This is a genomic window from Acuticoccus yangtzensis (assembly GCF_001927245.1).
GTDB lineage: Bacteria > Pseudomonadota > Alphaproteobacteria > Rhizobiales > Amorphaceae > Acuticoccus > Acuticoccus yangtzensis.
In genome coordinates, this window is sequence record NZ_MJUX01000005.1 from 142,153 (window position 1) to 165,862 (window position 23,710).

At 67.8% G+C, this 23,710-nt stretch carries 26 protein-coding genes; 21 read left to right on the plus strand and 5 right to left on the minus strand.

Going from position 1 to position 23,710, the window contains the following annotated elements:
- Positions 1-7: 7 nt before the first annotated feature.
- The 4 genes from BIX52_RS14040 to BIX52_RS14055 are packed head-to-tail and all read right to left on the minus strand — an operon-like array spanning position 8 to position 3,825.
- On the minus strand, positions 8-793 hold the full coding sequence (locus tag BIX52_RS14040) for an ABC transporter permease (protein ID WP_075221711.1): 786 nt from the start codon (positions 791-793) through the stop codon (positions 8-10).
- Positions 790-1,638 carry an ABC transporter permease gene (locus tag BIX52_RS14045; RefSeq protein WP_075221712.1) on the minus strand — a complete coding sequence of 283 codons (849 nt, stop codon included), beginning with the start codon at positions 1,636-1,638 and terminating at the stop codon, positions 790-792. The genes BIX52_RS14040 and BIX52_RS14045 overlap by 4 nt, the downstream gene beginning before the upstream one ends.
- Positions 1,635-2,723 carry an ABC transporter ATP-binding protein gene (locus tag BIX52_RS14050; protein WP_075221713.1) on the minus strand — a complete coding sequence of 363 codons (1,089 nt, stop codon included), beginning with the start codon at positions 2,721-2,723 and terminating at the stop codon, positions 1,635-1,637. The genes BIX52_RS14045 and BIX52_RS14050 overlap by 4 nt, the downstream gene beginning before the upstream one ends.
- 1 nt (position 2,724) lies before the next feature.
- Complete coding sequence (locus tag BIX52_RS14055) at positions 2,725-3,825, minus strand: ABC transporter substrate-binding protein (RefSeq protein WP_245803203.1); 1,101 nt, start codon at positions 3,823-3,825, stop codon at positions 2,725-2,727.
- 205 nt (positions 3,826-4,030) lie between these two features.
- Between BIX52_RS14055 and BIX52_RS14060 the strand changes: the two genes are divergently transcribed.
- From BIX52_RS14060 to fliP, 19 genes are all read left to right on the plus strand, one after another.
- A complete protein-coding gene (locus tag BIX52_RS14060; protein ID WP_157956264.1) occupies positions 4,031-4,576 on the plus strand; it encodes a MarR family winged helix-turn-helix transcriptional regulator in 546 nt (181 codons plus the stop codon).
- A 485-nt stretch (positions 4,577-5,061) separates the two neighbouring features.
- Positions 5,062-5,964, plus strand: coding sequence for a transglutaminase-like domain-containing protein (locus BIX52_RS14065; RefSeq protein WP_075221714.1), 903 nt, complete (start codon positions 5,062-5,064; stop codon positions 5,962-5,964).
- Between the two features lie 214 nt (positions 5,965-6,178).
- Positions 6,179-7,408 (plus strand): MFS transporter, encoded by a 1,230-nt coding sequence (locus tag BIX52_RS14070; protein ID WP_211098184.1) that lies wholly within the window; start codon positions 6,179-6,181, stop codon positions 7,406-7,408.
- 460 nt (positions 7,409-7,868) lie between these two features.
- Positions 7,869-8,768 (plus strand): flagellar motor stator protein MotA, encoded by a 900-nt coding sequence (motA, locus tag BIX52_RS14075; RefSeq protein ID WP_075221715.1) that lies wholly within the window; start codon positions 7,869-7,871, stop codon positions 8,766-8,768.
- 8 nt (positions 8,769-8,776) lie between these two features.
- Complete coding sequence (locus BIX52_RS14080; RefSeq protein WP_075221716.1) at positions 8,777-9,703, plus strand: flagellar motor switch protein FliM; 927 nt, start codon at positions 8,777-8,779, stop codon at positions 9,701-9,703.
- A complete protein-coding gene (locus tag BIX52_RS23285; RefSeq protein WP_157956265.1) occupies positions 9,684-10,967 on the plus strand; it encodes a hypothetical protein in 1,284 nt (427 codons plus the stop codon). The genes BIX52_RS14080 and BIX52_RS23285 overlap by 20 nt, the downstream gene beginning before the upstream one ends.
- 138 nt (positions 10,968-11,105) lie before the next feature.
- Entirely contained in the window at positions 11,106-11,396 is a 291-nt protein-coding gene (gene fliN, locus BIX52_RS14090; RefSeq protein ID WP_245803206.1) for a flagellar motor switch protein FliN, read from the plus strand.
- 3 nt (positions 11,397-11,399) lie between these two features.
- Positions 11,400-12,443 carry a flagellar motor switch protein FliG gene (locus tag BIX52_RS14095; protein WP_075221718.1) on the plus strand — a complete coding sequence of 348 codons (1,044 nt, stop codon included), beginning with the start codon at positions 11,400-11,402 and terminating at the stop codon, positions 12,441-12,443.
- Between the two features lie 337 nt (positions 12,444-12,780).
- A complete protein-coding gene (gene flhB, locus BIX52_RS14100) occupies positions 12,781-13,875 on the plus strand; it encodes a flagellar biosynthesis protein FlhB (RefSeq protein ID WP_075221719.1) in 1,095 nt (364 codons plus the stop codon).
- Between the two features lie 424 nt (positions 13,876-14,299).
- Positions 14,300-14,719, plus strand: a complete 420-nt coding sequence (locus BIX52_RS14105) for a flagellar basal body protein (RefSeq protein WP_075221720.1) — start codon at positions 14,300-14,302, stop codon at positions 14,717-14,719.
- The gene (gene flgC, locus BIX52_RS14110) at positions 14,716-15,144 is read left to right on the plus strand and encodes a flagellar basal body rod protein FlgC (RefSeq protein WP_075221721.1); all 429 of its coding nucleotides are present in this window, start codon (positions 14,716-14,718) and stop codon (positions 15,142-15,144) included. Before BIX52_RS14105 ends, flgC begins: the two co-directional genes overlap by 4 nt.
- On the plus strand, positions 15,141-15,443 hold the full coding sequence (gene fliE, locus BIX52_RS14115) for a flagellar hook-basal body complex protein FliE (protein WP_075221722.1): 303 nt from the start codon (positions 15,141-15,143) through the stop codon (positions 15,441-15,443). Before flgC ends, fliE begins: the two co-directional genes overlap by 4 nt.
- Before the next feature lie 196 nt (positions 15,444-15,639).
- Positions 15,640-16,428, plus strand: coding sequence for a flagellar basal-body rod protein FlgG (gene flgG / locus BIX52_RS14120; RefSeq protein ID WP_075221723.1), 789 nt, complete (start codon positions 15,640-15,642; stop codon positions 16,426-16,428).
- Positions 16,428-16,907 (plus strand): flagellar basal body P-ring formation chaperone FlgA, encoded by a 480-nt coding sequence (gene flgA / locus BIX52_RS14125; protein WP_075221724.1) that lies wholly within the window; start codon positions 16,428-16,430, stop codon positions 16,905-16,907. Before flgG ends, flgA begins: the two co-directional genes overlap by 1 nt.
- Positions 16,904-18,049, plus strand: coding sequence for a flagellar basal body P-ring protein FlgI (gene flgI / locus BIX52_RS14130; RefSeq protein WP_075221725.1), 1,146 nt, complete (start codon positions 16,904-16,906; stop codon positions 18,047-18,049). The genes flgA and flgI overlap by 4 nt, the downstream gene beginning before the upstream one ends.
- The gene (locus tag BIX52_RS14135) at positions 18,046-18,552 is read left to right on the plus strand and encodes a MotE family protein (protein ID WP_075221726.1); all 507 of its coding nucleotides are present in this window, start codon (positions 18,046-18,048) and stop codon (positions 18,550-18,552) included. The genes flgI and BIX52_RS14135 overlap by 4 nt, the downstream gene beginning before the upstream one ends.
- A complete protein-coding gene (locus tag BIX52_RS14140; protein ID WP_075221727.1) occupies positions 18,549-19,259 on the plus strand; it encodes a flagellar basal body L-ring protein FlgH in 711 nt (236 codons plus the stop codon). The genes BIX52_RS14135 and BIX52_RS14140 overlap by 4 nt, the downstream gene beginning before the upstream one ends.
- Positions 19,259-19,771: a flagellar basal body-associated FliL family protein gene (locus tag BIX52_RS14145; protein WP_075221728.1), complete on the plus strand. Its 513-nt coding sequence runs from the start codon at positions 19,259-19,261 to the stop codon at positions 19,769-19,771. The genes BIX52_RS14140 and BIX52_RS14145 overlap by 1 nt, the downstream gene beginning before the upstream one ends.
- A 16-nt stretch (positions 19,772-19,787) precedes the next feature.
- Positions 19,788-20,579 carry a flagellar type III secretion system pore protein FliP gene (gene fliP, locus BIX52_RS14150; RefSeq protein WP_083660273.1) on the plus strand — a complete coding sequence of 264 codons (792 nt, stop codon included), beginning with the start codon at positions 19,788-19,790 and terminating at the stop codon, positions 20,577-20,579.
- A gap of 41 nt (positions 20,580-20,620) precedes the next feature.
- On the opposite strand, the gene budC is transcribed toward fliP, so the two are convergent.
- The gene (gene budC, locus BIX52_RS14155) at positions 20,621-21,385 is read right to left on the minus strand and encodes a meso-2,3-butanediol dehydrogenase (RefSeq protein ID WP_075221729.1); all 765 of its coding nucleotides are present in this window, start codon (positions 21,383-21,385) and stop codon (positions 20,621-20,623) included.
- 373 nt (positions 21,386-21,758) lie between these two features.
- On the opposite strand from budC, the gene BIX52_RS14160 reads away from it, so the two are divergent.
- Both BIX52_RS14160 and BIX52_RS14165 read left to right on the plus strand, forming a co-directional pair.
- Complete coding sequence (locus BIX52_RS14160) at positions 21,759-22,655, plus strand: flagellin N-terminal helical domain-containing protein (protein WP_075221730.1); 897 nt, start codon at positions 21,759-21,761, stop codon at positions 22,653-22,655.
- Positions 22,656-23,020: 365 nt separating this feature from the next.
- Positions 23,021-23,518, plus strand: coding sequence for a hypothetical protein (locus tag BIX52_RS14165; protein WP_075221731.1), 498 nt, complete (start codon positions 23,021-23,023; stop codon positions 23,516-23,518).
- The last annotated feature ends 192 nt before the right edge of the window (positions 23,519-23,710 follow it).

Genomic DNA, 23,710 nt, shown 5'->3' on the forward strand with positions numbered 1-23,710 from the left:
TGGCGCCTTAGACGAAGCGGGAGAAACCGACCCACCGTTCGGCGATGACGAGCGCCAATCCGGTGACGAGGATGAGAAGGGTGGAGATCGCGGCAAGGCCGGGGTCCACGCCGCCGTGCTCGATGGAGGTGAAGATCTTCACCGGCAGCGTCGACTGGCGCGGGCCGAGCAGGAAGATCGTCACCGGCACGTTGTCGAGCGAGGTGATGAAGGCGAAGAAGGCGCCCGCGACGAGGCCGGGTTTGAGCAGCGGCAAGGTGACGAGGCGGAAGGCGGTGAAGCCGGACGCGCCGAGCACCCGCGCCGCCTCTTCGAGCTCGCCCTTCACCCCCGCCAGCGAGGTGAGGCAGGCGCGGATGACGTAGGGCACGGTGATGGCGATGTGCGCCAGAAGCAGGCCCCAGAAGGACCAGCGCAGCCCGATCAACGCATAATATTGCAGGAGCGCCACGCCGATGACGACGGCGGGGAAGATGAGCGGCGCCATGAAGAAGGAGGCCAGCGCATCGGCCCACGGCACCATGCGGTGATGCAGCGCGTAGGCGGCGGCGGTGCCGAGCACCAGCGCCCCCGCCGTGGCCGCGAAGGCGAGCAGGAACGAGGTCTGGATCGCCTCGAGATAGTCCTTGTCCGTCAGCACCTCCACGAACCAGTCGAGCGTGAAGCCGACCGGGGGGACGGTGAGGTAGGACGTGGTGGAGACGGACGCCATCGCCACGACGATGACCGGAAGCTGCAGGAAGACGAGCACCAGGACCGCGACGGCGGTCACCCAGATCGGCGGGCCCTTCACGCCGCCCCTCCCGCGACGCGGCGCGCCACCCTGTTGGCGCCCCAGATGACGAGGAGCGCGATCGCGGTGAGGATGAAGGCGAAGGCGGTGCCGGACGGCCAGTCGAGCTTCACGAGGAACTCATCGTAGATCAGCGTTGACATGACCTTGAAGGTCGGCCCGCCGAGGAGGCGCGGCGTGACGAGTGCGGAGATGGTGAGGACGAAGACCAGCGTGCAGCCGGCGAGGATGCCGGGCGCAGTCAAAGGCAGCGTCACGAACCAGAAGACGCGTGACGGGCTGGCGGAGAGCGTGGACGCGGCGTCCTCCACGTCGCGCGGGACGCGGCTGATGGACGACAGCAGCATGAACACCATGAACGGCAGGTAGATGTGCACCATGCCGATGACGAGGCCGGTCATGTCGAACATCATGCGGATGGGCTTGGTGGTCAGGCCGAGGTCCATCAGCAGCGTGTTGATGACGCCGCGGTTGGAGAGCAGCGCGATCCACCCGAAGGAGCGCACGACGAGGTTGAGAAACAGCGGGAACATCACCAGAAGCGTCGCGACGGCGCGCCAGGTGCGCGTGGTGCGGGCCATGAAGTAGGCCAGCGGATAGCCGATGACGAGGGCGATGAAGGTGACGAGGAAGCCCATCCAGAGCGTCCGACCAATCACCTCGCGGTAGTAGCCGTCGGTGAAGGCGACGGTGTAGTTTTCCAGCGTCCAGGAGGTGCCGATGCCCTGCCCCGGCACGTAGGGATGGAAGCTCGTCGGCAGCATGACGAGGAGCGGGCCGACGAAGACACCGACCAGCACCAGGACGAGCGGCGTGACGAGCGCCGCGCCCGACAGCCGCCTCATGCCGCGGCCTGTCCCGTCGTGCCGCCGGATGCGCCGGCGGGTGCCGGCGACACGTAGACCGCCGCGGGATCGATCACGGCGGTGACGCTGTCGCCGACATTGAGCGCGCCGGCGGGCTCGTTGGCGTCCACCTCGGCGATGATCTCAGGCCCGCCCTCGATGCCGACGACATATTGGATGCGCGCGCCGACGAAGGAGCGCAGGCGCACCGTAGCGGCGAAGGCGTTGGGGGCGGTCACGGGCGTGCGCGACAGGGCGACGTCGCTGTGGCGCACCACGACCTCCACCGGACCGGACGCGGGGAGCGCCACGGTGGGGGCGAAGGCGAGCGGGACGCCGATGTCGACCCGGTCGCCGCTGAGGCTGCCGGTCAGCGCGTTGGGCTTGCCGATGAAGCGGGCCACGAAGCCGTTGGCCGGGCGGCGATAGACCTCCTCGGGCGAGGCATATTGCTGGATCTTGCCGTGCGCCAGGATGCAGATGCGGTCCGACAGAGACAGCGCCTCGGACTGGTCGTGCGTGACGAAGAGGCTGGTGATGCCGAGGTCGCGCTGCAGGCGCTTCAGCTGGATCTGCATGTCGTCGCGCAGCTGGGCGTCGAGGTTGGAGAGCGGCTCGTCCAGAAGCAGCAGCGAGGGGCGCGGGGCGAGCGCGCGCGCGAGCGCGATGCGCTGCTGCTGGCCGCCCGACAGCTCTTTGGGGAAACGCGCGCCGAGGTGGCCGAGCTGCACCATGGCGAGCGCCTCGGCGACGCGCGGGGCGACGTCCTTCACCCCCTGCCGCTTCAGCCCGAAGGCCACGTTGTCGAACACGGTGAGGTGCGGGAACAGCGCGTAGGACTGGAAGACGAGGCCGATGCGCCGCTTGTGGGTGGCGACACGCGTCACGTCGCGCGGGCCGATCATGATGGTGCCGGAGGTGGGGGCGAGAAGGCCCGCCACCATCCGCAGGATCGTCGTCTTGCCGCAGCCGGACGGCCCGAGCAGCGAGACGAACTCCCCCTCCGCGACGTCGAGCGTCGCGCCGTCGACGACAGGGGTCTCGCCGAAGCGTTTGGTGAGCGCCTGGAGGGAGAGGGACGACATCTTAGCGGGTGACCTCACGCTGCCAGCGGTCGATCCAGGTGGGCAGGTTCGCGGCCGTCTCCTCGGGGTTGAGGAACCACAGGTCCTGCAGCGTCGGGCCGTAGGGAACGATGGCGGCCGCCTTGTCGGAGAGTTCGACGGTGAGGTTCACCGGGCCGGCATATTTCTTCTCGGCAAAGCACTCCTGGCCGGACTTCGACAGAACGGTGTCGATGTACTTCAGCGCCAGCTCCGGGTGCGGCGCACCTTTGGGGATGACGAGGGTCGGGCGGATGCCGACGGCACCCTCGCTCGGATAGGCGATGGCGATGGGGAGGCCCTGGTCGGCGGCGGATCCGGCGCGGTCCGGATACCACGGCGCCATGGCGATCTCGCCGCGCTCGAAGAGGGCGATGAGTTGGTCGGCCTGGGTGTAGAGGGTAACGCTGTCCTGGGCGAGAGGCTTGATCGCCTCGATGCCCGGCGTGACGTCGTCCAGCGTGCCGCCGTTCATCTTGTTGACGGCGAGGAGGAACTGCCAGCCGGAGGTGCCGGTGACGTCGCCGATGGCGATCTGGCCGGACCATTTCTCGTCGAAGAGGTCGGCCCAGGAGGTCGGCGGCGTATCGACGAGGTCGGTATTGTAGGCGATCGCCGTAGCGCCGGTCATGAAGACGACGTAGGCGCCGTCCGCGTCGAAAGCGCGGGGGTCGATGTCGGCGGCGGCGGTCAGCGCGTCCTTGTCGATGACGGAGAGCAGGCCCTCGTTCTTGAGCTGCTGGGCGGCCGAATCGTCGAGATAGACGATGTCGTATTCGCTGGATCCCATCATGGCGCGGATGGAGGCGGCGTGCTGGGTCGTGTTGCCGACGACCGCGTCGACCTCGGCGCCGGTCGCCTCGGTGAAGGGGGCGAAGTGGCAGGTCTCGGACTCGGTGAGGAAGGAGCCGCCGAAGGTCGCCACGACGAGCTCCTCGGCGCTGGCGGACGGGGCGGCGGCGACCATCATCAGCGACAGGGCCGAGACGGTGGCGAGCAAAGCCCGGTGGGGCTGGCGGGCCGGGATGCGGCGGGCCCGGCTCTGGTGGGCCGGGTGACGGGTGGCCGGGTGACGGGGGGCCATGAGGAACCTCTCGGCTGGCGGGCGTGGCGGATGACGATGACGCAACAGTGTGAGCCTAGCCAATGAGCATATACCTTTCAAGAAAGGTTTATGCTCATTGTTGCGCCAGAGAGCGCGACGCGAAAGAATGATGCGGCACTGAACGAGATGCGAGAGGGCACGGCGAGCGCGCATGGCACGAGAAGGAACGGCACAGCGAGAGCGGATGGCACAGCGATCTGACGAGCCGGACGCGCCACTGACGCAGCCGACGCCCCGGCTTGCGGACGATGACGTCGTCGCCAGCGGTATCCGCTGGTGGAACGCCGAGAAGCCGGAGCTCGACACCCAGGGCAAGGCGATCCTGGGTCGCATCATCGCCCTGCAGGACCGCATCACGCGGCGCTACAATGCCGCCCTCGCCCCCTTCGGCCTGAAATATACCGAATATGCGGTGCTGGCGACGCTGCGCGCCCGCGGCTCGGACCTACCCATGTCACCGACCGAGCTCAGCCAGACGATGCTGTTCACCTCCGGCGGCCTCTCCAACCTGCTGCGGCGGCTGGCCGAACGTGGCCTCGTCAGCCGCACCGCCGCCGCCCATGACGGGCGCGGCGTCACCGTGTCGCTGACCGCCGAGGGCCGTGCGCTTGCCGACCGGACCATGCCGGTGCAGGTCGCGACGGATCGGGACCTCATCGCCTGTCTCTCGGGGCCCGAGCGGTCCGCCCTCGAAGGTCTGCTGACGACGCTCCTGCGCAGCGGCGGCTGATGGGCGCCTTTCATCACAGGTTTCCCGACCCGCACGGCAAGTCGTTCCCGCCCACGCCCGCGCCACGCTTTGATTTTAGGCAGTGCGAACCGGATGCTTGCGCCATGCGTTAAGTCCAGAACGAAGACGACGCGGTTCGACCGATGATCCAGATCCCGGTTCCTCTTGAGCGTCGGCCGGTGTTCGGTCGCCTCTTGCGCCTTGAGCGCCTGAGGTGGTCGGGCGGAATGTCTCCAATGCGGTGAAACATCGCCTAAAGCGCAAGTTGAGCATGGACATGGCAGCTTTTATGTCCGAATGAGGCCGGGTCTACAGAGCGCTCTGAAGTGTTTCGCTGCTGGGGCGCCCCGTCATCCGCTGATCTTGCGGCCGATCGCGCGTCCGGCGAGGGCGCGCTCGGGCCGCGGAACGTCCGGCGGATGCGTCATACTACGCGCGCGGACGCGACGTTGTTGGTCATGCGAAGGTTGAAGGATCTGCGAGCGATGTTTATCCGCGCCGGGTTTGAAATCTCGATTCGGTCAAAGAACGAAACACCGCTTCTCCTGGCGCTCAGCCCGCATTCGGCCTATCCGAACCGCATCCTGGGCGATCCGCGGATCCACACCGCACCTCACGTCCATACCGAAGACTTCATCGACGAGTTCGGCAACCAGCGGACCCGCCTCACCGCGCCGGCCGGCGACCTGACCCTCTGGTCGGACTTCATCGCCGAGGACAGCGGCGCGCCGGACCCGGTCGACTGGACCGCGGCGCAGCACGAAATCGCCGACCTGCCGGCCGACACGCTGCGCTTCCTCACGGCCAGCCGCTACTGCGAGGTGGACGAGCTGGTGGCGCGCGCGTGGGCGCTATTTGGCCACACCGCGCCGGGCTGGGCGCGGGTTCAGGCGATCGTCGGGTGGGTGCACAATCACCTGACCTTCGGCTACAACTTCGGCCGCCCCACCAAGACCGCGCTCGACGCCTTGACCGAGCAGACCGGCGTCTGCCGCGACTTCGCCCAACTCTCGGTGGCCCTCTGCCGCGCCATGAACATCCCGGCGCGCTATGCCAGCGGCTATCTCGGAGACATCGGCGTACCCTACAGCGGCCCGGGCGACTTCTGCGCCTGGTTCGAAGTCTATCTCGGCGGCCGCTGGTACACGTTCGACGCGCGCTACAACACGCCGCGGATCGGTCGTATCCTGATGGTGCGCGGGCGCGACGCGGCGGATGTCGCGATGATCACCTCCTTCGGCGCCTACGAGCTGACGCGCTTCCATGTGTGGACGGACGAGATCAGCGCCGCCGGCACCGATGCCGACCGCCTCGCCCTTCTCGCCGTGCGCCCGCGGACCGAGGCGCTGGTCGACACCCGCACCGCGTGGACGATCGCGGCCGAATAAGCGTCCCCGCCGCGCTGATCGACGGCCCGACCAGCGCGGTCATGCCGATTTGAAGACGCTCGGCCTTGTGCCTGCCCCGCCGCCGGGCGTACGGGACGGCAGGATCGGCGCCGCCGACCTCGCCGCGGCCTAGCCGCCGACTGCTGAAGTGAACCCACGACATCATGACCTCGCCGCGATGCCCCGCGGGGCTTGCCCCGCTCACCCTCCTCCCATGATGCGCCCGCCGCAGACGGAGGGCATCCTCGACAGCCGCGCCGCCTGGCTCCGCCTGACCGCGACCTTGATGGTCGCCATGGTCGGCAATGTCGGCCTGTGGTGCGTGGTGGTGGTGATGCCGGCGCTTCAGGCCGAGTTCGGCGTCGACCGGGCCGGCGCGTCGCTCCCCTACATGGCGACCATGGCCGGATTTGCCGTCGGCAACGTCGTGGTCGGCCGGGTTGTGGACCGCGTCGGCATCGCCGCCGCGCTGTGGATCGCGACGGGGCTGATGGGCGCGGCCTACGCGGCGACGGGCATCGCCGGCGGGTTCGCCATGGTCAATCTCTTCCACGTCGTCATCGGGCTTGGAACCGGCGCGTGTTTCGGCCCGCTGATGGCCGACATCTCGCACTGGTTCTGGAAGCGGCGCGGCATCGCCGTCGCGCTGGTGGCGAGCGGAAACTACGCGGCAGGCGCGGTCTGGCCGCTGGTCCTCAGCGGCATTCTGGAATCGCACGGCTGGCGCACCGTCTACCTGGCGCTCGCGGTGATCGTCGTCGCGGCGCTGGTGCCGTTGTCGCTTGCCCTGCGCGCCCGCGTCCCGGCGGCGGCGATGGCCCATGCCGAGGCCGCATCGCTCGCCCGGCGCAGTTCCATCGGCCTCTCGCTCGGCACCATGCGCCTCCTTCTGGCGCTGGCCGGTATCAGCTGCTGCGTGGCGATGGCGATGCCGCAGGTCCACATGGTGGCGCTCGCCATCGACATCGGCTGTGCGCCGATCGTCGGGGCGCAGATCCTCTCCGTCATGCTGTTGGGCGGCGTCGTCTCGCGCATCGGCTTCGGCTTCGTGGCCGACAAGCTGGGAGGGGTGAAGACCCAGCTCATCGGCGCCGCGCTACAGTGTTTCGCGTTGGCCCTTTATCTCCCGTTCGACGGGGCGGTGACGGGGCTCTTCGTCGTCAGCCTGATCTTCGGCCTCGCCCAAGGCGGGATCGTGCCGTCCTATGCGATGATCATTCGCGAATATTTCCCGCCGCGCGAGGCGGGATCGTCCATCGGCCTCGTGCTGATGGCGACCATCGTCGGCATGGCGCTCGGCGGCTGGATGTCCGGCTATATCCGCGACCTGACCGGCAGCTACACCATGGCCTTCGCCAACGGTATCGCCTTCAACCTCGTCAACATGTCGATCATGCTGTTCATCCTGGGCCGCACGCGCCAGCCGCGCCTCGCCCTCGCCTGAGCCGTCCCGCGCGGCTCCCGCGCCCACGCTGAACGCGGTGCCGCCGAGGCGGTGCCGCGGGTGACCGGATCCCACGCGCGCCTTGTCCGCCACGGGTGACGGTCACCCGGCCCGACCTCCTCGGCCTTCGCTCCGGCCCTCGTCGCGCTGGCCGTCGTCGCCCAAACCATCGTTGCGCAGGCCGACCGCCTCCGGCCGCCCTCCCCGTTTTCAGCGCCAGTCCCTGCCCCGTCCCCCTGACTCTGCCTCGGTCCGTGCCCCTGCGGCGGCCGCCCTCGTCGGATGCGCGCGCAAGCCTCACCCCATGGCCGCGGACCTATCCTTTCCCGGCATTCCGACCATCGCATCTTCTGCACGAAGGCTTCGGAATCTCTGGGGTTTCGGCGGCACCATCCTCGTCCCAGCCCCGCGCCAGATAACAGGCATACGCCTTGAGCGTGCAACCACGGGAGATGAACTCTTGTCAGTCATTATCGGTCTCGTCGTCGGCATCGGCTCGATGCTGGGCGGCTATATGGCGATGGGCGGAAAGGTCGGCGTGCTGTGGCAGCCGTTCGAAGTGCTCATCATCTTCGGCCTTGCGGCGGGTATCTTCATCATCGCCAACCCGGTGGCGACGATGAAAAAGACCGGCACGGCGATCATGCAGTCGGCGTCAGGAAAATCTCCCAAGCGCAAAGAACTGCTGGAACTGCTCGGCTGCCTCTTCGCGCTCATGCGCGACCTCAAGGCCAAACCGCGCAACGAGGTGGAAACCCACGTCGACAATCCGGAAGACTCGGAACTGTTCAAGAAGTTTCCGAGCATCATGAAGGACAAACTTCTTCTCAACTTCATCTGCGACTACGTGCGTCTGATCCTCATCGGCAATGCCCGCGGCTTCGAGATCGAAGCCTTGATGGATCAGGAAATCGCCACCATCCGCAAAGGCAAGCTGAAGCCCGCCCTGGCGCTGAGCGAAATCGCCGACGCACTGCCGGCCATCGGCATCGTCGCCGCCGTTCTGGGCATCGTGAAGGCGATGGGCGCGATCGACCAGTCGCCGGAAATCCTGGGCGGCCTCATCGCGGCGGCACTCGTCGGCACCTTCCTCGGGATTCTCTCCTCCTACGCGTTCTTCGCGCCGATGAGCTCGAAGATCAAAACCGTCTCGGAGATGCAGATGAAGCCTTATCTCATCACCAAGCAGGCGCTGCTCGCCTACATCAACGGCGCGATGCCTCAGATCGCCCTGGAGCACGGGCGCAAGACCATCGACAACTCGTCCCGCCCGACCATCGACGAGGTGGAGGCCGAGGCCCTGGGCGGTGGTGCGTCCAACGACGATCAGAACCGCAGAGCTTCCGATAAGGCGGCGTGAGGGCAACGATGACCAATGTTTCCACAGAGGTCTCGGACCGGTTGCTCGACGCGGCCGGCATCCAGATCGACAAGCTCCCGATGCTGCCGGTCATCTTCGACCGGGTCGCCAACGCCTGCGCCGAACAGATGCGCGCGGTCGCCGCCTCGCCCTGCTACTTCTCGGTGCTCGACATCGAGCAGGGCCGCATCGGCGAAATGCTGGAGCCTTACGAGGCCAATGCCGTCACCGCGATCCTCGAAGTGCCCGAGTGGGACACGGAGGTCGTGCTGGGCTTCGACCGCGACTTCATCTTCACCATCGTGGAGGTGATGTTCGGGGCCGATGGCCACGAGATGCCGGAGGAGGACGGGCGCACCTTCTCCAACATCGAAATGAAGATCTGCTCGCGGCTCGCCGAGATCGTGTGCGACGTGCTCACCCAATCCTTCTCGATGGTCACCAAGGCGACCTTCCGGGTGGAGCGGATGGAGACCCGCATGCATTTCGCGGTGATCGGCCGGCGCACGGCGCAGGCGGCTGCGGCCAAGTTCCTGGTCCAGGCGATCAATCGCGGCGGCGAGATGTTCATCATCCTGCCCTATGCGGGCCTGCAGATGGTTCGCCGCGCACTCTCCAACGCATCGGCGACCGATGTCGGCGGCGCGCGCGATCCGGACTGGTCGCGCCAGATGCAGCAGGGCGTCACCCGCGCCGACGTGAAGTTGCGCGCGATCCTCGACGAGAAGCCGATCACGCTCGGCGAGATCACCCAACTGAAGCGCGGCGATCTCATCCAGCTCTCCGCGACGCCGAAGTCGCCGATCAAGCTGGAGGCCAACAACCAGGCGCTGTTCTGGTGTCAGCTCGGACAGGCGGACGGCCTCTACAAACTGCGCGTCGATGATGTGTTCGACCCGGAACAGGAGTTTATCGGTGATCTCCTCAATAGTTGATTTCATTCTGCTTGCCGCTCTCGCCGGAACATCCGGTGCGGTGCTGTTGATGTACCGCCGGTTGCAGCGGTTCGATGCGTTGCAGAACGCGGCGGCGAAGGAGTTCGCCCGCTCGTCCGAAGCGCTGGACCGGGCGCGGGAGGCGATGACCCGCCTTTCGGACGACGGCGGTAAGATGGCGCTGACCCTCGCCGGTCGCCTCAACGAGGCGCGGGTGATGATGAACGAGATCGAGGAGGCCACCACCCGCACCCGCGGCGCCTATGTCGAGATCGCCGAGTTCGAACTGAGCCGCCCGCCGGTGGCCCGCCCCGAGCCCGCGGTGGTGTCCCGCCAGGACGCCGGTTCGGCTGCGACGGCGGCGACGACGGCGACGGCAACGGTGCCGGTGGCAGGTCCGCCGACCGCTCCCCAGCCCGGACACGGTGCGCCGGCCGGGCCGAGCCCCGCCCATGTGCATCCTGCGGGGATCGAGGTGATCGACGACGGGGCCGACGTGGCGGCAGAGCAGCCGCGCACGATCCCGGCCGCGATCCGCATTCGCGATGCCGCCCGCGCCCGCATTGCCGAGGCGCGCAAGAAGGCTGCGGCCGCGCACGACGCGCGGCCGGAGGGGCCGCGGGCGCCCCGTCCGCTTCAGGCAGCCCTCGCGGGGGTCGAGGCGCGGGCCGCTCTGGCAGCGACCACATCGCGTGTCGCGCTGCCGGCTCCGGCCCACCTTCACGCCCCGGCACAGGGCGAGGCCCCTGCCCAGGCCCACGCCCAAGCCCCGGCCACTGTGGCTGCGGCGGCTGGCGCCGTCCCCGGACAGACGTTCGCCGAAGATCCCGCGGGCGCCGTCATCGGCCCGGTCCTGCCGCAATCCGCGGCGCTGCGCACACCGGATGACGGCCTGCGCACCGCCGCCTCGGCCATCCCGGCCGCGGACATAGGTACCGCCCCCGCAACCAGCGATGCGGCGGACCACGGCGAGGCGGCGCTCTCCAGCGCGGCGGCGCCCTGGCCCGGCGCGGCGACGGCCGGCCCCGCAGCGGCCGGGCCTTCAAACAGCGAGGCGATCCGCATGCTCGTCAAGCCGGCGGGGGCCGCCCCCGTCAACACCGACGTCGGGATGGCCGAGCAAATCGGCGCGGCCGGTACCGACGACCTCGACGACGGCAACGCGGCAGAGACCAGCCCCGAGTTCGACGCGGTGATGGCGGCCATGAACGGACGCAATGTCACCTGGTCGGAGCTTGCGAGCGCGGCCCAGCGCAGCGCCTGACCCGCGGCGCCCCGCGCGCCGCCCGACACCGACGAGATGGACCGAAGGCGGCCGGTTGAGAGGGCTTCTATGAGCCCGCGGACGCCATGACTTTTCTGAACGAGGACAATGATGTCTGACGGCGAGAGCAAGCCCACCATGACGAACACGGCGCAAGGCAGCGGAAACGAAGCCTCCATCGACACGATCCTCCGCATCCCGGTGAACATGCAGGTGGTCCTCGGCTCGGCCACCATGCCGGTCTCCAACCTCATGAAGCTCGGCCGCGGCCAGGTGGTCGCACTCGACCACCGCGTCGGCGAGCCGGTCGACATCGTCGTCAACGGGCGCGTGATCGCCCGCGGCGAGGTGGTCGTGGTCGACGATGATTCCTCACGCTTCGGCGTGTCGCTCACCGAGATCGTCGGCCCCGCCGGCGGCGAGGGATAATCCATGCCCGCCGCCGCCGTCGCCACCACAGCGCCGCCGAAATTGCCGACGCGGCCGCTCAGCAATGTCGAGAAGGTGGCCACCATCCTCATGACCATGGGCCAGACGGCCGCGGGCGAGGTGATGAAACACCTCGAACCGCCGGAATTGAGGACGGTCACCCACGCCATGGCCGAGCTTCGGCCCGTTCCGGTGCACCAGATCGAGGAGCTCGTCGAAGAGTTCCTCACCCAGTTCGGCATCGGCACCAACGTTGTCGGCGATTCGGCCATGGTGCAGAAGATGCTGGAAGGCATCCTGCCGCCCGAGCAGATCGCCGACATCATTTCCGAGATGGAAGGGCGCGTTAATCAGTCCATCTGGGACAAGATGAGCGGGCTCTCCGAAGGCTCGCTCGTCCCCTACCTCCTCAACGAGCATCCGCAGACAGCGGCGCTCATTTTGACCAAGCTGGCCCCGCCCACCGCGGCGAAGGTCATGAGCGAGTTCCCCAAGGAGCTTCGCGACGGTGTCGCCCGGCGCATGCTGTCGACGAAGGCCGTGGTGGAGGAGTCGCTGAAGCTGGTCGAGAAGGCGCTCTACGAGGACTTCATGGTGAACCTGTCGCTGTCGGGCGGCGGAGACAGCCATGCCAGGATGGCCGACATCATCAACAAGATGGACCGGGAGCAGATGGAAGGCGTCCTCGACGGCCTCGCCAACACGCATCCGAAGTCGGCGGAGATTCTGCGCTCGCTGCTCTTCACCTTCGACGACATCGTCAAGCTGGCCCCGAAGGCGCTCACGACCCTGTTCGACGCGATCGACAACTCCGATCTCGTCATGGCGCTCAAGGGCACCGAGCAGGGCTTCCGCACGCAGGTGCTGTCCTGCCTGGCCGCCCGTACGAGGCGCATGGTGGAGCAGGAGCTGGCCTCCGGCGAGGCGGCCCCGGCACGCGAGGTCAACGAGGCGCGGCGCAAGATCACCGATCTGGCGCTCGCCATGGGACAGCGCGGCGAGATCGACCTGTCGACCGGCGACGACGACGGCGGTCTGTTGCAATAACGCCGGCGCGGCCCAGCGGGGCGCCTTGTGCGTCCCGCCGGGAATATCGGGGCGCATCGTGCGTCCCGCGGCGTGCGTCGGGTGCCTCGTGCGTGCCGCCGCGAGCGTCGGGCCGGTCCAGCCGGGCGGCGCCGGAGATGGAGCGACCGCGCGCGATCCCTCGTTCCGGCCGCCATGCGGGAGCGCGGTACTGGAGCGCGGGAGCGCGCGTCGTCCCTGTCCCCTCCACTCACCCCCCCTTGCGGGGCGCGCCGCACCGGCCGCGCCGCGCTGTGTCGTCCGGTGCCTGGGCCCGTCATGAGGGCGGTTCCCACGCCCCCGTCCGGGAGCTCGAGGAATGGCGGATCAACCCGACAGTTCCGAAAAGACAGAAGAAGCGACCCCGAAAAAGATCGAGGACTCGCTCAAGAAGGGCCAGACGCCGTTTTCCAAGGAGGCGCCGGCGTTCGCCTCCCTCCTCGGCATCCTCACCGTCCTTGGCGTCCTGGCACCGGAGCAGACGCGCGATCTGTCGGCCGCCCTGTCGCGCCTGATGGACAATGCCGCGACCTTCGACCTCGCCGAGGGCGCCGACGTCACCGCCCTGTTGCTGCATGTCTACAAGACCGCCGCAATCTTCGTCATTCCGATCGTGCTGCTTCTGGCCGGTTTCGGTCTGGCGGCCGGATTTGCCCAATCGTCTCCGCGCCTCGTCGGCGAGCGCATCCGGCCCAAGCTGGAGCGCATCTCGCCGAAAGCCGGCATGAAACGCATCTTCGGGAGCCAGGGTGTCGTGGAATTTCTCCGCTCGCTGTTCAAGTTCGCCGTGATCGGCACCATCGCGGTGCTGCTCCTGCGCAACGAGGTGCCCACCACCATCCGCGCCGTCTTCGTCGACCCGACCTTGCTGCCCAACCAGATCCTGACCATTGCCATCCGCCTGGTGTCGACCATCTGCGCGGCGACGATCATTCTCGTCGCGGCGGACCTCACGTGGACGCGGCTGAAGTGGCGCAAGGACCTGCGCATGACGCGGCGCGAGGTGAAAGACGAGATCAAGCAGTCCGAAGGCGATCCGATCCTGAAAGCGCGCATGCGCTCGATGCAGAAGGACCGCTCGCGCCGGCGCATGCTGACGTCGGTGCCGCAGGCAACGGTGGTGATCGCCAACCCGACCCACTATGCCGTGGCGCTCGCCTATCACCGTTCCGTCGGCGGAGCGCCCAAGGTGGTGGCCAAGGGGGTCGACGCGGTGGCGCTGAAGATCCGCTCCCTCGCCGAGGGTGCGGACGTGCCTGTGGTGGAGAACCCGCCGCTCGCCCGCGCGCTCTATTATGCGGTGGAGGTCGACCGCTTCATTCCGGAAGACTTCTACCGTGCGGTCGCGCAGGTCCTCTACTTCATCTACGCGAAGGACGACGCTGCGGCGGCGCGCCAGCGGCCGGCGTTCTGATGGCACGCGCCCGACCTCGGCCTCTATGTCCTATCGCGGCATGAGGCGGTGTCGTCGCCTACAGGCTGACGAATGAGAACCCCGCCGCGTGAATGCCGCGCCGCGCTCGGTCCTCGTCCGGATCCCCGCGGCGCATCTCTGCGTCCTCTCCTACGCGCCGTTCACTCGATCGGCCGCCGACCCGGCTCGACTACACCGCGGTGCGTCTCAACGGATCCAACGCGGCCGCTTTGGTGACGTTATTCGTCATCCTCCATCGACACGAAGAGAGTTCGGCTGCCGGATTCGGTGGCTGTTTCGTTGCCGCCTTCCAACAGCACCCGCCGCGACGCTCTCGGCATAGCTGCTAGCGCCCTCACAGCCCCGCACAAGCAGCTATCCCTAGATTGCCACCGTTCAAGACGAACGGAGCGCCAATCCAGCCATGACCGTTGGAGCTATTCCCCAAACGTCTGCGGGCCTCGGCCCGCTTCACGTGATGGAGCTCGCCGGGCGCAAAGCCGCGTGGGCCGCCACCCGGCAAGCTGCCATCGCCGGCAACATCGCGAATGCCAACACGCCCGGATACCGCGCCCGCGATATCGAGGCCTTCGCCCTCAACGGCGACAAGACGCAACTGCAGATGGTCGCCACACGGCCCGACCATCTGTCCCTGACGACGTCGCAGATCCGCGCCGGAGACATCGACCAGTCGAGCGGCTGGGACATGAAGCACTCCGACAACAACGTGTCGCTCGACGAGCAGTTGATGAAAGCGGACGAGACCGCCCGCGACCACCAGCTGTCGCTGCAGGTGATGGGCACCTTCCATCGCATGCTCCTCACCTCGGTGAGCTTCCGATGACCGGGGCCGATCCGCTGGCCATGGTGTCCCGCCTGTCGGGCGCCGGCCTCGAGGCGCAGTCCTACCGGCTGCGCATCGTGTCGGAGAACATCGCCAACGCCCAGTCCACGGGCGCGACGCCGGGCTCGGACCCCTATCAGCGCAAGACGATCATCTTCGGCGCCGAGTTGGACCGCGACATCGGCGCCCTGTCGGTGAAGGTGAAACGCACCGCGCTCGACGATGCGCCCTTCATCGTCGACCACGATCCCGGCCACGCGGCCGCCGACGCCGCGGGCAACGTCAAGCGCCCGAACGTCAATCTGCTGACCGAAATGGCGGACATGCGCGAGGCCAACCTCTCCTACGAGGCCAACCTCCAGATGATGAAGCGTGCCCGCTCGATGATTGCCCAAACCATTGACCTCCTGAGGAGCGGATCATGATGAACGTCTCCCCCGTCGGCGGTGCCGAGTTCGGCGTCCGCCCCATCGACCCGGCGGCGGCTGCGGACGCGGCCACCATCGGCGACAGCTTCGAAGCCATGTTCGCCAAGGTCGCCGGCAACGCCCGCGACGCGCTGCGCGCCGGTGAAGCCGCCGCGATCTCGGGCGTTCAAGGCACATCCAGCGTGCAGGACGTCGTCCAGTCGCTGATCACCGCCGAAGAACACCTGAGGGCGGCCGTCGCCGTGCGTGACCGTGTCGTCGCCGCCTACCAGGAAATCGCGCGGATGCAGATCTAGCCCGGCGGCCGGATCGCCTCCCGCGCGTCCCTTTCCCGATCGCCTCCGTTCGATCCTCCCGGTTCGATCGTTCCCAATTCGATCGTCCCGGTTCGATCGTCCAGGCTCCATCGCCGATCGCCCGATCGCCCGTTTCGTCGCCGGACCTGCCGGCGGCTCACACCCTTTTCGCCACACGTTTCAAAGGAGCGCCGCCATGAAGGCTCTCGCCATCGCCGCGACCGGCATGAGCGCACAGCAGACGAACCTCGAGGTGATCGCCAACAACGTGGCGAACATCAACACGACAGGCTTCAAGCGCTCGCGTGCCGAGTTCGCCGACCTTCTCTACCAAACGAACCGCGCGGCGGGCGTGCCCAACCGCGGCGGCGAGCTGCCGGTTCCCGAAGGCACGCGCATCGGCCTCGGCGTGCGCACCGTCGCGGTGCGCAATCTGCACGAGCAGGGCTCGCTGCAGACGACGTCCAATCCGCTCGACCTCGCCATCAACGGGCGCGGTTATTTCAACATCACCGGGCCCGACGGCGAGACGCTCTACACCCGCGCCGGCGGCTTCAACCTCGGCCCGAACGGCGAGATCATCACCCTCGACGGCTACCAGGTCGACCCCGGTTTCGCCGTCCCGGCCGATACGCTGCACATCATCGTCAACCAGTCTGGCGAGATCTATGCGCAGCTTCCCAACCAGGTGGATCCGCAGCTTCTGGGCCAGTTGACCCTGTCGACCTTCCCGAACGACGCCGGCCTCGAGGCGATCGGCGACAACCTGTTCCGCGAGTCGCCCTCGTCCGGTCAGCCGGTCGGCGGTGTGGCCGGTGATCCGGGCTTCGGCACGATCCACCAGGGCTATCTGGAAGCCTCCAACGTGGACCCGGTGAAGGAGATCACTGAACTCATATCCGCCCAGCGCGCCTATGAGATGAACTCCAAGGTGATCCAGGCGGCCGACGAGATGGCCTCGACCACCGCCAAGGGCATCCGCTAATGCCGTCGGCGCGGTCGCTCACCCCCATCGGCGGCGCCGCGCTGGCGCTCGTCCTGTCCGCCGTCGCCGGCCACGCGGTCGACACATCGGGCGGGCTCCTGCCCGTCCCGGCGGTCACCATCAACCGCGGCGACGTCGTCTCGGCCGACATGCTCACCGAGAAGCATTTCTACTACGATCCGGACCGGCCCTTGTCGGTCATGACCGATCCCTCGGCGGCGATCGGCCGGCAGGCGCGGCGCACGCTGCACCCCGGCAAGCCGATCCCCCTCAACGCCTTCCAGGCGGCCAAGGTGGTGTTCCGCGGCAAGCCCACCGAAGCGCGCTTTCGCATGGGCAACCTGACGATCACCACCACCGTGCTGCCGCAGGCGGACGGCGGCGTGGGCGATATCGTCCAGGCCCGCAACCTCGATTCCAACCGTCTGGTGTCCGGCATCGTCGGCATGGACGGCTCCATCGAGGTGAGCGCGCCATGATCCATGCCTCATTCCCGCGAACCACGCTCGGCCGCCTCCTCACCGCCGGTGCGGCGGCGCTGGCGCTCGTCCTGAGCGCGGCGGCGCCCCAGGCGCAGACCGCATCGCGCGTCAAGGACATCACCACCGTCCAGGGCGTGCGCGACAACCAGCTCATCGGCTACGGCCTCGTCATCGGCCTGCAGGGGACGGGCGACACGCTGCGCAACGCCCCCTTCACGGAGCAGGCGTTGAAGTCGATGCTCGACCGCATGGGCGTTGCCGTGCGCGGCGTGCCGCTGCGCGCCCAGAACGTCGCCGCCGTCACGGTGACGGCGACCTTGCCGCCCTTCGTCGGCGTCGGCTCGAAGATCGACGTCTCGGTGTCCTCCATCGGCGATGCCACGTCGCTGCGCGGCGGCACTCTGGTCGTCACCCCGCTCACCGGCGGCGACGGGCAGGTCTACGCGGTGGCGCAGGGCCAGGTGCAGGTGTCGGGCGTCAACGTGCAGGGCCAGGCGGCCGAGCTGACGCAAGGCATCGCCACCGCCGGGCGCGTCCCCAACGGTGCCCTGGTGGAGCGCAAGGTTCCGGGCTCGCTGCAAGGCGTCGACAAGCTGGTGCTGGAGCTGAACAACCCCGACTACCGCACCGCGGCCAAGATCGCCGACGTGGTCAACGCCTATGCCGAGCGCCGCTGGGGCAGCCGCATCGCCGCCGAGCGCGACCTGCGCACCGTGGTGATGAACAAGCCCGCCAGCGTCGGCGCGGCGCGCTTCCTGGCCGAGATCGGCCAGCTCGAGGTGGAGACCGACGCCCCGGCCCGCGTCGTCATCGACCAGGCGACGGGCACGGTGGTCATCGGCGCCAATGTGCGCGTGTCGCAGGTGGCGCTCGCCCACGGCAACCTCACCCTGCGCGTGACCGAGAGCCCCACGGTCATCCAGCCCGACCCCTTCTCGCTCGGCGAGACGGCGGTGGAGCCGAACACCTTCGTTTCGGCCGAAGAGGCCGGCGGCAAGATCGCCATGGTCGACGGGACCGACCTGCAGACGCTGGTCCATGGTCTCAACCGGATCGGCCTGAAGCCGACCGACATCATCTCGATCCTGCAGACCATCAAGACTGCGGGCGCCCTGCAAGCGGAGCTGATTGTCCAATGACCGAACGACTGACCCGAAAAGCCGGTGCGGCCCTGTTCGCGGCGGCCATCCTCTCCTGCCACGCGCTGCCGGTGACGGCGGTGTGGGCGCAGGAACCCAACGCCAGCGCCGCCGCCTACTGCACCAACCTCGCCGACGAGGCCGGCGACGCCCGTTTCGCCCGCAAGCTCGCCCGCCTCCAGGAGGCCGAGACGAAGGTGAACGACAGCCTCGCCGCGCTCGAAACCAAGCGCCAGGAATACGAGGACTGGCTGAGCCGGCGCGAGAAGTTCCTGAAGCTCGCCGAGGACAATCTCGTGGCGATCTATTCCGGCATGCGGCCCGACGCGGCGTCCGCCCAGCTCGCCGCGATGCCCGAGCTTCAGGCCGCGGCGCTGATCGCCAAGGTCGCGCCGCGGACCGCGAGCTCCATCCTCAACGAGATGGAGACGAAGAAGGCCGCACGCATCGCCGCCATCATGGCCGGCCTGTCGCGCGACGACATCAAGGATATGCCATCGTGAGGCTCGCACTTCTGATCGGTTCGACCGCGATCCTGGTGGCGGGCTGCTCCAACACCCAGCTCCTCGTCGAGCCGCCGCTGTCGCCGGTCGGTTCCGGCCTCGTCACCGAGCGCCAACCGATGTCGACGGTGATCGAGGTGGCGGCCGACGGCGACCCGTCGTCCCTCTATGGCCGTGCCACGCGCGAGCTTTTGACGGACGTGCGCGCCGGCAACGTCGGCGACACGCTCACCGTGGTGATCCAGCTCGACGACCGCGCCCAGTTCGACAACGAGTCGGAGCGCAAGAAGAAGTCGGACGCCAACCTCGACTTCAACATCTTCGCCCGCGGGCGCGGTTTCGACGGGCCGGAAGGATCGGCCGAGTCGGAGCTCTCCGGCGGCGTCGGCTCGACATCCAACTACAAGGGAACGGGCGCGATCGACCGTTCCGAAAAGCTCTCGCTGCGCGTGGCGGCGGTGGTCAAGGAGGTGCTGCCCAACGGCAACCTCTTCATCACCGGCAGCCAGGAAATCCGCGTCAACGACGAGGTCCGCGTCCTCACCGTCGCCGGCATCGTCAACCCGCTCGACGTCGACCGCCTCAACAACGTCGAATATGGGCGTATCGCCGAGGCCCGCATCTCCTACGGCGGACGCGGCCGCATGAGCGAGATCCAATCCCCCAACTGGGGCCAGCAGATCTACGACAGGGTGGTACCGTTCTGATGGAAGACGACGTCACGGCAGATGAACTGGCGAAAGACGACGACGGCAAGAAGAAGGGCGGCGCGATGGGGACGATCATCGCCGCCATCGTCGTCACCCTGATGGGCGGCGCCGCGGGGGCGGGCTTGGGGATGATGCAGGCGGAGACGATCGCCACCATCGCCACCAAGCGCGCCAACGAGGCGCCCGTGGAAAAGACGGCGCTGGCGTGGGATCCGGCCACCGCGGTGACCCGGCTTCAGCCGATGGTCACCAACCTCGCCGCCCCTTCCGGCGCACGCATCCGCCTCGAAACGGCGATGGTGTTCAACACCGAGGCCGTCGAGGACGTGGAGCGGATGAAGGCGACCTTGTCGACCGACATCATCGCCTTCCTGCGCACGGTGTCGATGGGCGAACTCGTCGGCGCATCGGCCTTCAACCACCTTCGCGACGACCTCAACGAGCGGGTGCGCGTGGCCTCGTCCGGCACCGTGAACGAGCTGCTCATCGAAACGATGGTCCTCCAGTAAGAGATTGGTCCGGAAAATGACTTTCCGTTTCTTGGGCGATGGGGGCATCCGCCCCGCAATTCCCCCCGCGATTCGCCGTGCGGGCGCCTGCGCACTGGCCGCCGCGCCGTTCCTGTTCGTCGCCGGAACCGCCGTGGCGCAAGAGCTCGACCTGTCGCAGCTTCTGCCCGCGGGCACGGGCTCGGCGTCAGGGCGCATCATCCAGTTCGTGGCGCTCATCACGGTGCTGTCGCTGGCGCCGGGGCTCCTCATCATGGTGACGTGCTTCACGCGGATGATCGTGGCGCTGTCCTTCCTGCGCACCGGCCTCGGCCTGCAGACGACGCCGGCCAACATCGTGGTGATTTCGCTCAGCCTCTTCATGACATTCTACGTCATGGGGCCGGTGTTCGATAAGGCGTGGGAGGACGGGGTCCGCCCGCTGACGCAGAACGAGATTTCCGAAGAGGAAGCCTACACCCGCATCACCGACCCGTTCCGCGAGTTCATGCTGCAGCATGTGCGCCCGCGCGACCTGGAGCTGTTCGCCGACCTCGCCGGGATCGCCCCGTCGTCCGAGCAGGTGACGGAGATGCGCACCCTGGTGCCGGCCTTCATGATCTCCGAGCTGCGGCGTGGGTTCGAGATCGGCTTCCTGGTGCTGCTCCCGTTCCTGGTGATCGACCTCATCGTGGCGACGCTCATCATGTCCATGGGCATGATGATGATGCCGCCGACGGTGATCGCGCTGCCCTTCAAGGTTCTGTTCTTCGTGTTGATCGACGGATGGAACCTCATCGTCGGCTCGCTGGTCCGCTCGTTCTATTGAGGCCGGGCCGGGTGCGGTGGTCCCGCCCCGGCCCGTACCCGTCAGCGCAGCGGCGGCTGGCCGTTGGAGGCGGAGACGCCGCCGTCCACCGGCAGCACCACGCCGTTGACGAACCCCGCATCGTCCGACGCGAGGAAGGCGATGGCGGCCGCGATCTCCGCCGGTTCGGCCGCGCGGCCCATGGGGATGCGCTCGAAGAACTTGGCCTTCGTCTCCTCTTTGCCGAGTACGCCGGACGCCATGTCGGTCGCCGTCAGCGACGGGGCGACGGCGTTGACGCGCACGCCGGTCTTGCGGATGTCGAGTGCCAGCGCCCGCGTCATGTTGGAGACGGCGCCTTTCGAGGCGTTGTAGGCGAACATCTCCCAGTCGCCGCCGATGCCGGAGACGGACGACAGGTTCACGACGTTGCCCTTGGACTGTTTCAGCGCGTCCCAGAAGGCGCGGGTGACGAGGAAGACGCCGTCCACGTTGGTTTCGATGACCTTGTGCCAGGCGTCGATCTCGATCTCGTCGACGAGGCCCATATCGGCGGTCCCGGCATTGTTGACGAGGACGTCGACCGCGCCGAACCGCTCCAGCGCGGCGGCGGCGAGCGCCTGCGCCTCGTCCCACTGGGCGACGTCGGCGGCAACGACGAGGGTGCGGTCGTTGCCGATCGCCGCGGCGGTTTCCTCCAGCTTGGAGCGGGTGCGCCCGGCGAGGACGACGTTCGCCCCCTCGCTGGCGAAGCGGATGGCTGTGGCGGCTCCGATACCGGACCCGGCCCCGGTGACGACCACGGTCTTGCCTTCAAATCGTGACATGCGAGCTCCTTGCGTAGTGGGACGCGGCGGGCCGTCCATACGGCTCGCCGGCGGTCGTTGCTGGCTCACATAGGTCGTGAGGGTGCGCCTTTGCATGGACCCTGCTGCCCAGCTTTGGAGCGGCTGCGAGACGTCGGCGGCGGGGCTCGGCGGCGGGGTGTCGGCGTCAGGGCGTGGGCTGCAACAGGCAACACAGATAGACTGAAGACAAGCGCTAATTTATCCCAGCCAGGAGCAAGTCACCTGACTTAAAACCCTGTGGTGCGCAGGTTGGCGGGCAACATGATGATCCCCCGCCAAAGACATGACGTCCACCCTGCGAGCCTTGTAAGGCATGTTTCGACTCACCTTGTATTTCGTAGAGGACGAAACAATGACCAGCATCAACACCAACGTTGCCGCGATCTCTGCTCTGCGCAACCTCCAGAACGTCAACAGTGCGCTCGAAACCACCAACGAGCGTATTGCTTCGGGCAAGGCCGTCAACAAGGCGTCCGACAACCCGAGCCTCTGGGCGGTCGCAACGAAGCTTGAGTCGCACAACTCTTCGGACAAGGCGCTGCGGGACTCCCTGGCGACCGGCAAAGCCCTCATGGGCACCGTGTCGGCTATGATGACCGCCGTCGTCGATGATCTGGAGGAGCTGCAGTCCCTCGTGACTTCGGCCCGCCAGACCGGCGCCGACCGCGCTGCGATCCAGAAGGAAGTTGATGCCGTTGTCCTTCGGCTCGAGTCTCTGGCTGCCACGCAGCCCATGGATGGTGTCACCCTGTTCACCGACGATCCCACCGGCAACAACGACCTGACCTACGTCACGTCGCTGAACCACGGTGCGACGGTGACCGCCGGTACGATCACGGTCGCGACGGACGATTTCGTCCTGGTCGACTCCGGCGGTAACAACAACGGCATCCTCGATGGGACGGCGGGTAACCTGATCACCGGGCTGGACGGCACGACGGTGAGTGCCATCACCGATGCGACCGTGGGTAACCTCGACGCCTGGATCGCGGCCATTGACACTGCCATCGCTGCTGCCACCGACGGTGCGCAGACCGCTGGCTCTGCCGTGACCGCGATGGAGTCGGCCGAGAATTACCTCAACACGATCATCGACGCCCGCACCGCGGCTGTCGGTGAGCTTGTGGATGCGAACATGGAGGAAGAGTCCACGAAGCTTCGCGCCCTGCAGACGCAGCAGCAGCTCGCCGTTGAGGCGCTGTCGATTGCGAACACGCAGAGCGCGTCGATCCTGGGCCTCTTCCGCTAAGGCTCGCGCCTCCACCTCGGGAAAGGGCCGCCTTCGGGCGGCCCTTTTTTCGTTTCGGCGCACCGCGGGGCACGTTGCCCGTTCCGGCGCGGTTGAGTGAAGCTGGTATCCCCCGCGACGCCCCAGTTTCGCTCCTTCGGGTGGGCACCAATCTCCGGTTGCTCCGTTCTTGGTTCATAGGATGCGCCAGACATTTCCGGCGCACGCGGGACCGCCCATCCATCAGGGTGGTTCGCCAAGTTTGGAGCGGGTGTATGACGAGTGTTGCGTCCTCTTCCTTCCACTCTCCCACGCACGGGCCTTGGACGTCTGCGAACCGCTCCACGCCGTATTCGGCCGGACGGCGGGCCGGATCTCGCACGAGGATGGGACGTCTGCTGCGCAGCGCCGTGACGGCCATGCGGCCGTATGGCGACGCATCGGACGCGGAGGGCACGCTCGCCAAGCTGTCGGCTTTGAAGGTGGTGCTCGATGCGTATGCGACCGCCGAACCCGCGCAGAAGACGGCGAGGGAAGAGGCCGTCTCCCGTCAGATCGCCGACCTGCAAGCCGACGGCATTCTCTCCCATGATTTGACGCAGGTGCGCATCGGCACCGTGGCGACCGGGAGCGACATGGCGCTCGCGGCGGTCGAGATCGACGGCGTGGAGCCGGTCGGACCGGAGACCTATGACGGGGTGCGCGAGATCACGGACAGGGCGATCGCCACGGTGGCGGCCAAGGTCGAGGCCGCGGCGCGGCGCGCCTCCGACACGGTGGTGGCGATCACCGCGATCCACGCCGGCGTTCCGGCCGCCTCCGTCGCGGGTGATGCCGTCACGGGTGATCCCGAGCGCGGCGGGCGCCGCGGACCAGCCTTCTGACGCGCCCGGCGTGGCCGCCATGGTCGACGCCCCGCCCCAGGCCGGGCTGCGGAGCAACGTTTCGCATGCCGCGACAGCGATCGCAGGCCGTGAGGCTGTCACGCCCCCTTTGACGTCGCCTGACCGCAGACGGTCGCCACCGCTACGCCCACCGCAGGCGCTGCGCATGCCGCCGAGACCACGCCGGAGATC

What these genes read in the sequence shown, in the direction of transcription:
- fliP (WP_083660273.1), top strand. Translation starts at nt 19,788, where the DNA reads ATGACTTTCCGTTTCTTGGGCGATGGGGGCATCCGCCCCGCAATTCCC.
- BIX52_RS14135 (WP_075221726.1), top strand. Translation starts at nt 18,046, where the DNA reads ATGACCGAACGACTGACCCGAAAAGCCGGTGCGGCCCTGTTCGCGGCG.
- flgG (WP_075221723.1), top strand. Translation starts at nt 15,640, where the DNA reads ATGAAGGCTCTCGCCATCGCCGCGACCGGCATGAGCGCACAGCAGACG.
- BIX52_RS14065 (WP_075221714.1), top strand. Translation starts at nt 5,062, where the DNA reads ATGTTTATCCGCGCCGGGTTTGAAATCTCGATTCGGTCAAAGAACGAA.
- BIX52_RS14060 (WP_157956264.1), top strand. Translation starts at nt 4,031, where the DNA reads ATGGCACAGCGATCTGACGAGCCGGACGCGCCACTGACGCAGCCGACG.
- BIX52_RS14105 (WP_075221720.1), top strand. Translation starts at nt 14,300, where the DNA reads ATGACCGTTGGAGCTATTCCCCAAACGTCTGCGGGCCTCGGCCCGCTT.
- BIX52_RS14095 (WP_075221718.1), top strand. Translation starts at nt 11,400, where the DNA reads ATGCCCGCCGCCGCCGTCGCCACCACAGCGCCGCCGAAATTGCCGACG.
- BIX52_RS14070 (WP_211098184.1), top strand. Translation starts at nt 6,179, where the DNA reads ATGATGCGCCCGCCGCAGACGGAGGGCATCCTCGACAGCCGCGCCGCC.
- flgC (WP_075221721.1), top strand. Translation starts at nt 14,716, where the DNA reads ATGACCGGGGCCGATCCGCTGGCCATGGTGTCCCGCCTGTCGGGCGCC.
- BIX52_RS14080 (WP_075221716.1), top strand. Translation starts at nt 8,777, where the DNA reads ATGACCAATGTTTCCACAGAGGTCTCGGACCGGTTGCTCGACGCGGCC.
- BIX52_RS14145 (WP_075221728.1), top strand. Translation starts at nt 19,259, where the DNA reads ATGGAAGACGACGTCACGGCAGATGAACTGGCGAAAGACGACGACGGC.
- BIX52_RS14050 (WP_075221713.1), bottom strand. Translation starts at nt 2,723, where the DNA reads ATGTCGTCCCTCTCCCTCCAGGCGCTCACCAAACGCTTCGGCGAGACC.
- BIX52_RS14160 (WP_075221730.1), top strand. Translation starts at nt 21,759, where the DNA reads ATGACCAGCATCAACACCAACGTTGCCGCGATCTCTGCTCTGCGCAAC.
- flgI (WP_075221725.1), top strand. Translation starts at nt 16,904, where the DNA reads ATGATCCATGCCTCATTCCCGCGAACCACGCTCGGCCGCCTCCTCACC.
- BIX52_RS14045 (WP_075221712.1), bottom strand. Translation starts at nt 1,638, where the DNA reads ATGAGGCGGCTGTCGGGCGCGGCGCTCGTCACGCCGCTCGTCCTGGTG.
- BIX52_RS14165 (WP_075221731.1), top strand. Translation starts at nt 23,021, where the DNA reads ATGGGACGTCTGCTGCGCAGCGCCGTGACGGCCATGCGGCCGTATGGC.
- BIX52_RS14055 (WP_245803203.1), bottom strand. Translation starts at nt 3,825, where the DNA reads ATGGCCCCCCGTCACCCGGCCACCCGTCACCCGGCCCACCAGAGCCGG.
- fliE (WP_075221722.1), top strand. Translation starts at nt 15,141, where the DNA reads ATGATGAACGTCTCCCCCGTCGGCGGTGCCGAGTTCGGCGTCCGCCCC.
- flgA (WP_075221724.1), top strand. Translation starts at nt 16,428, where the DNA reads ATGCCGTCGGCGCGGTCGCTCACCCCCATCGGCGGCGCCGCGCTGGCG.
- flhB (WP_075221719.1), top strand. Translation starts at nt 12,781, where the DNA reads ATGGCGGATCAACCCGACAGTTCCGAAAAGACAGAAGAAGCGACCCCG.
- budC (WP_075221729.1), bottom strand. Translation starts at nt 21,385, where the DNA reads ATGTCACGATTTGAAGGCAAGACCGTGGTCGTCACCGGGGCCGGGTCC.
- fliN (WP_245803206.1), top strand. Translation starts at nt 11,106, where the DNA reads ATGACGAACACGGCGCAAGGCAGCGGAAACGAAGCCTCCATCGACACG.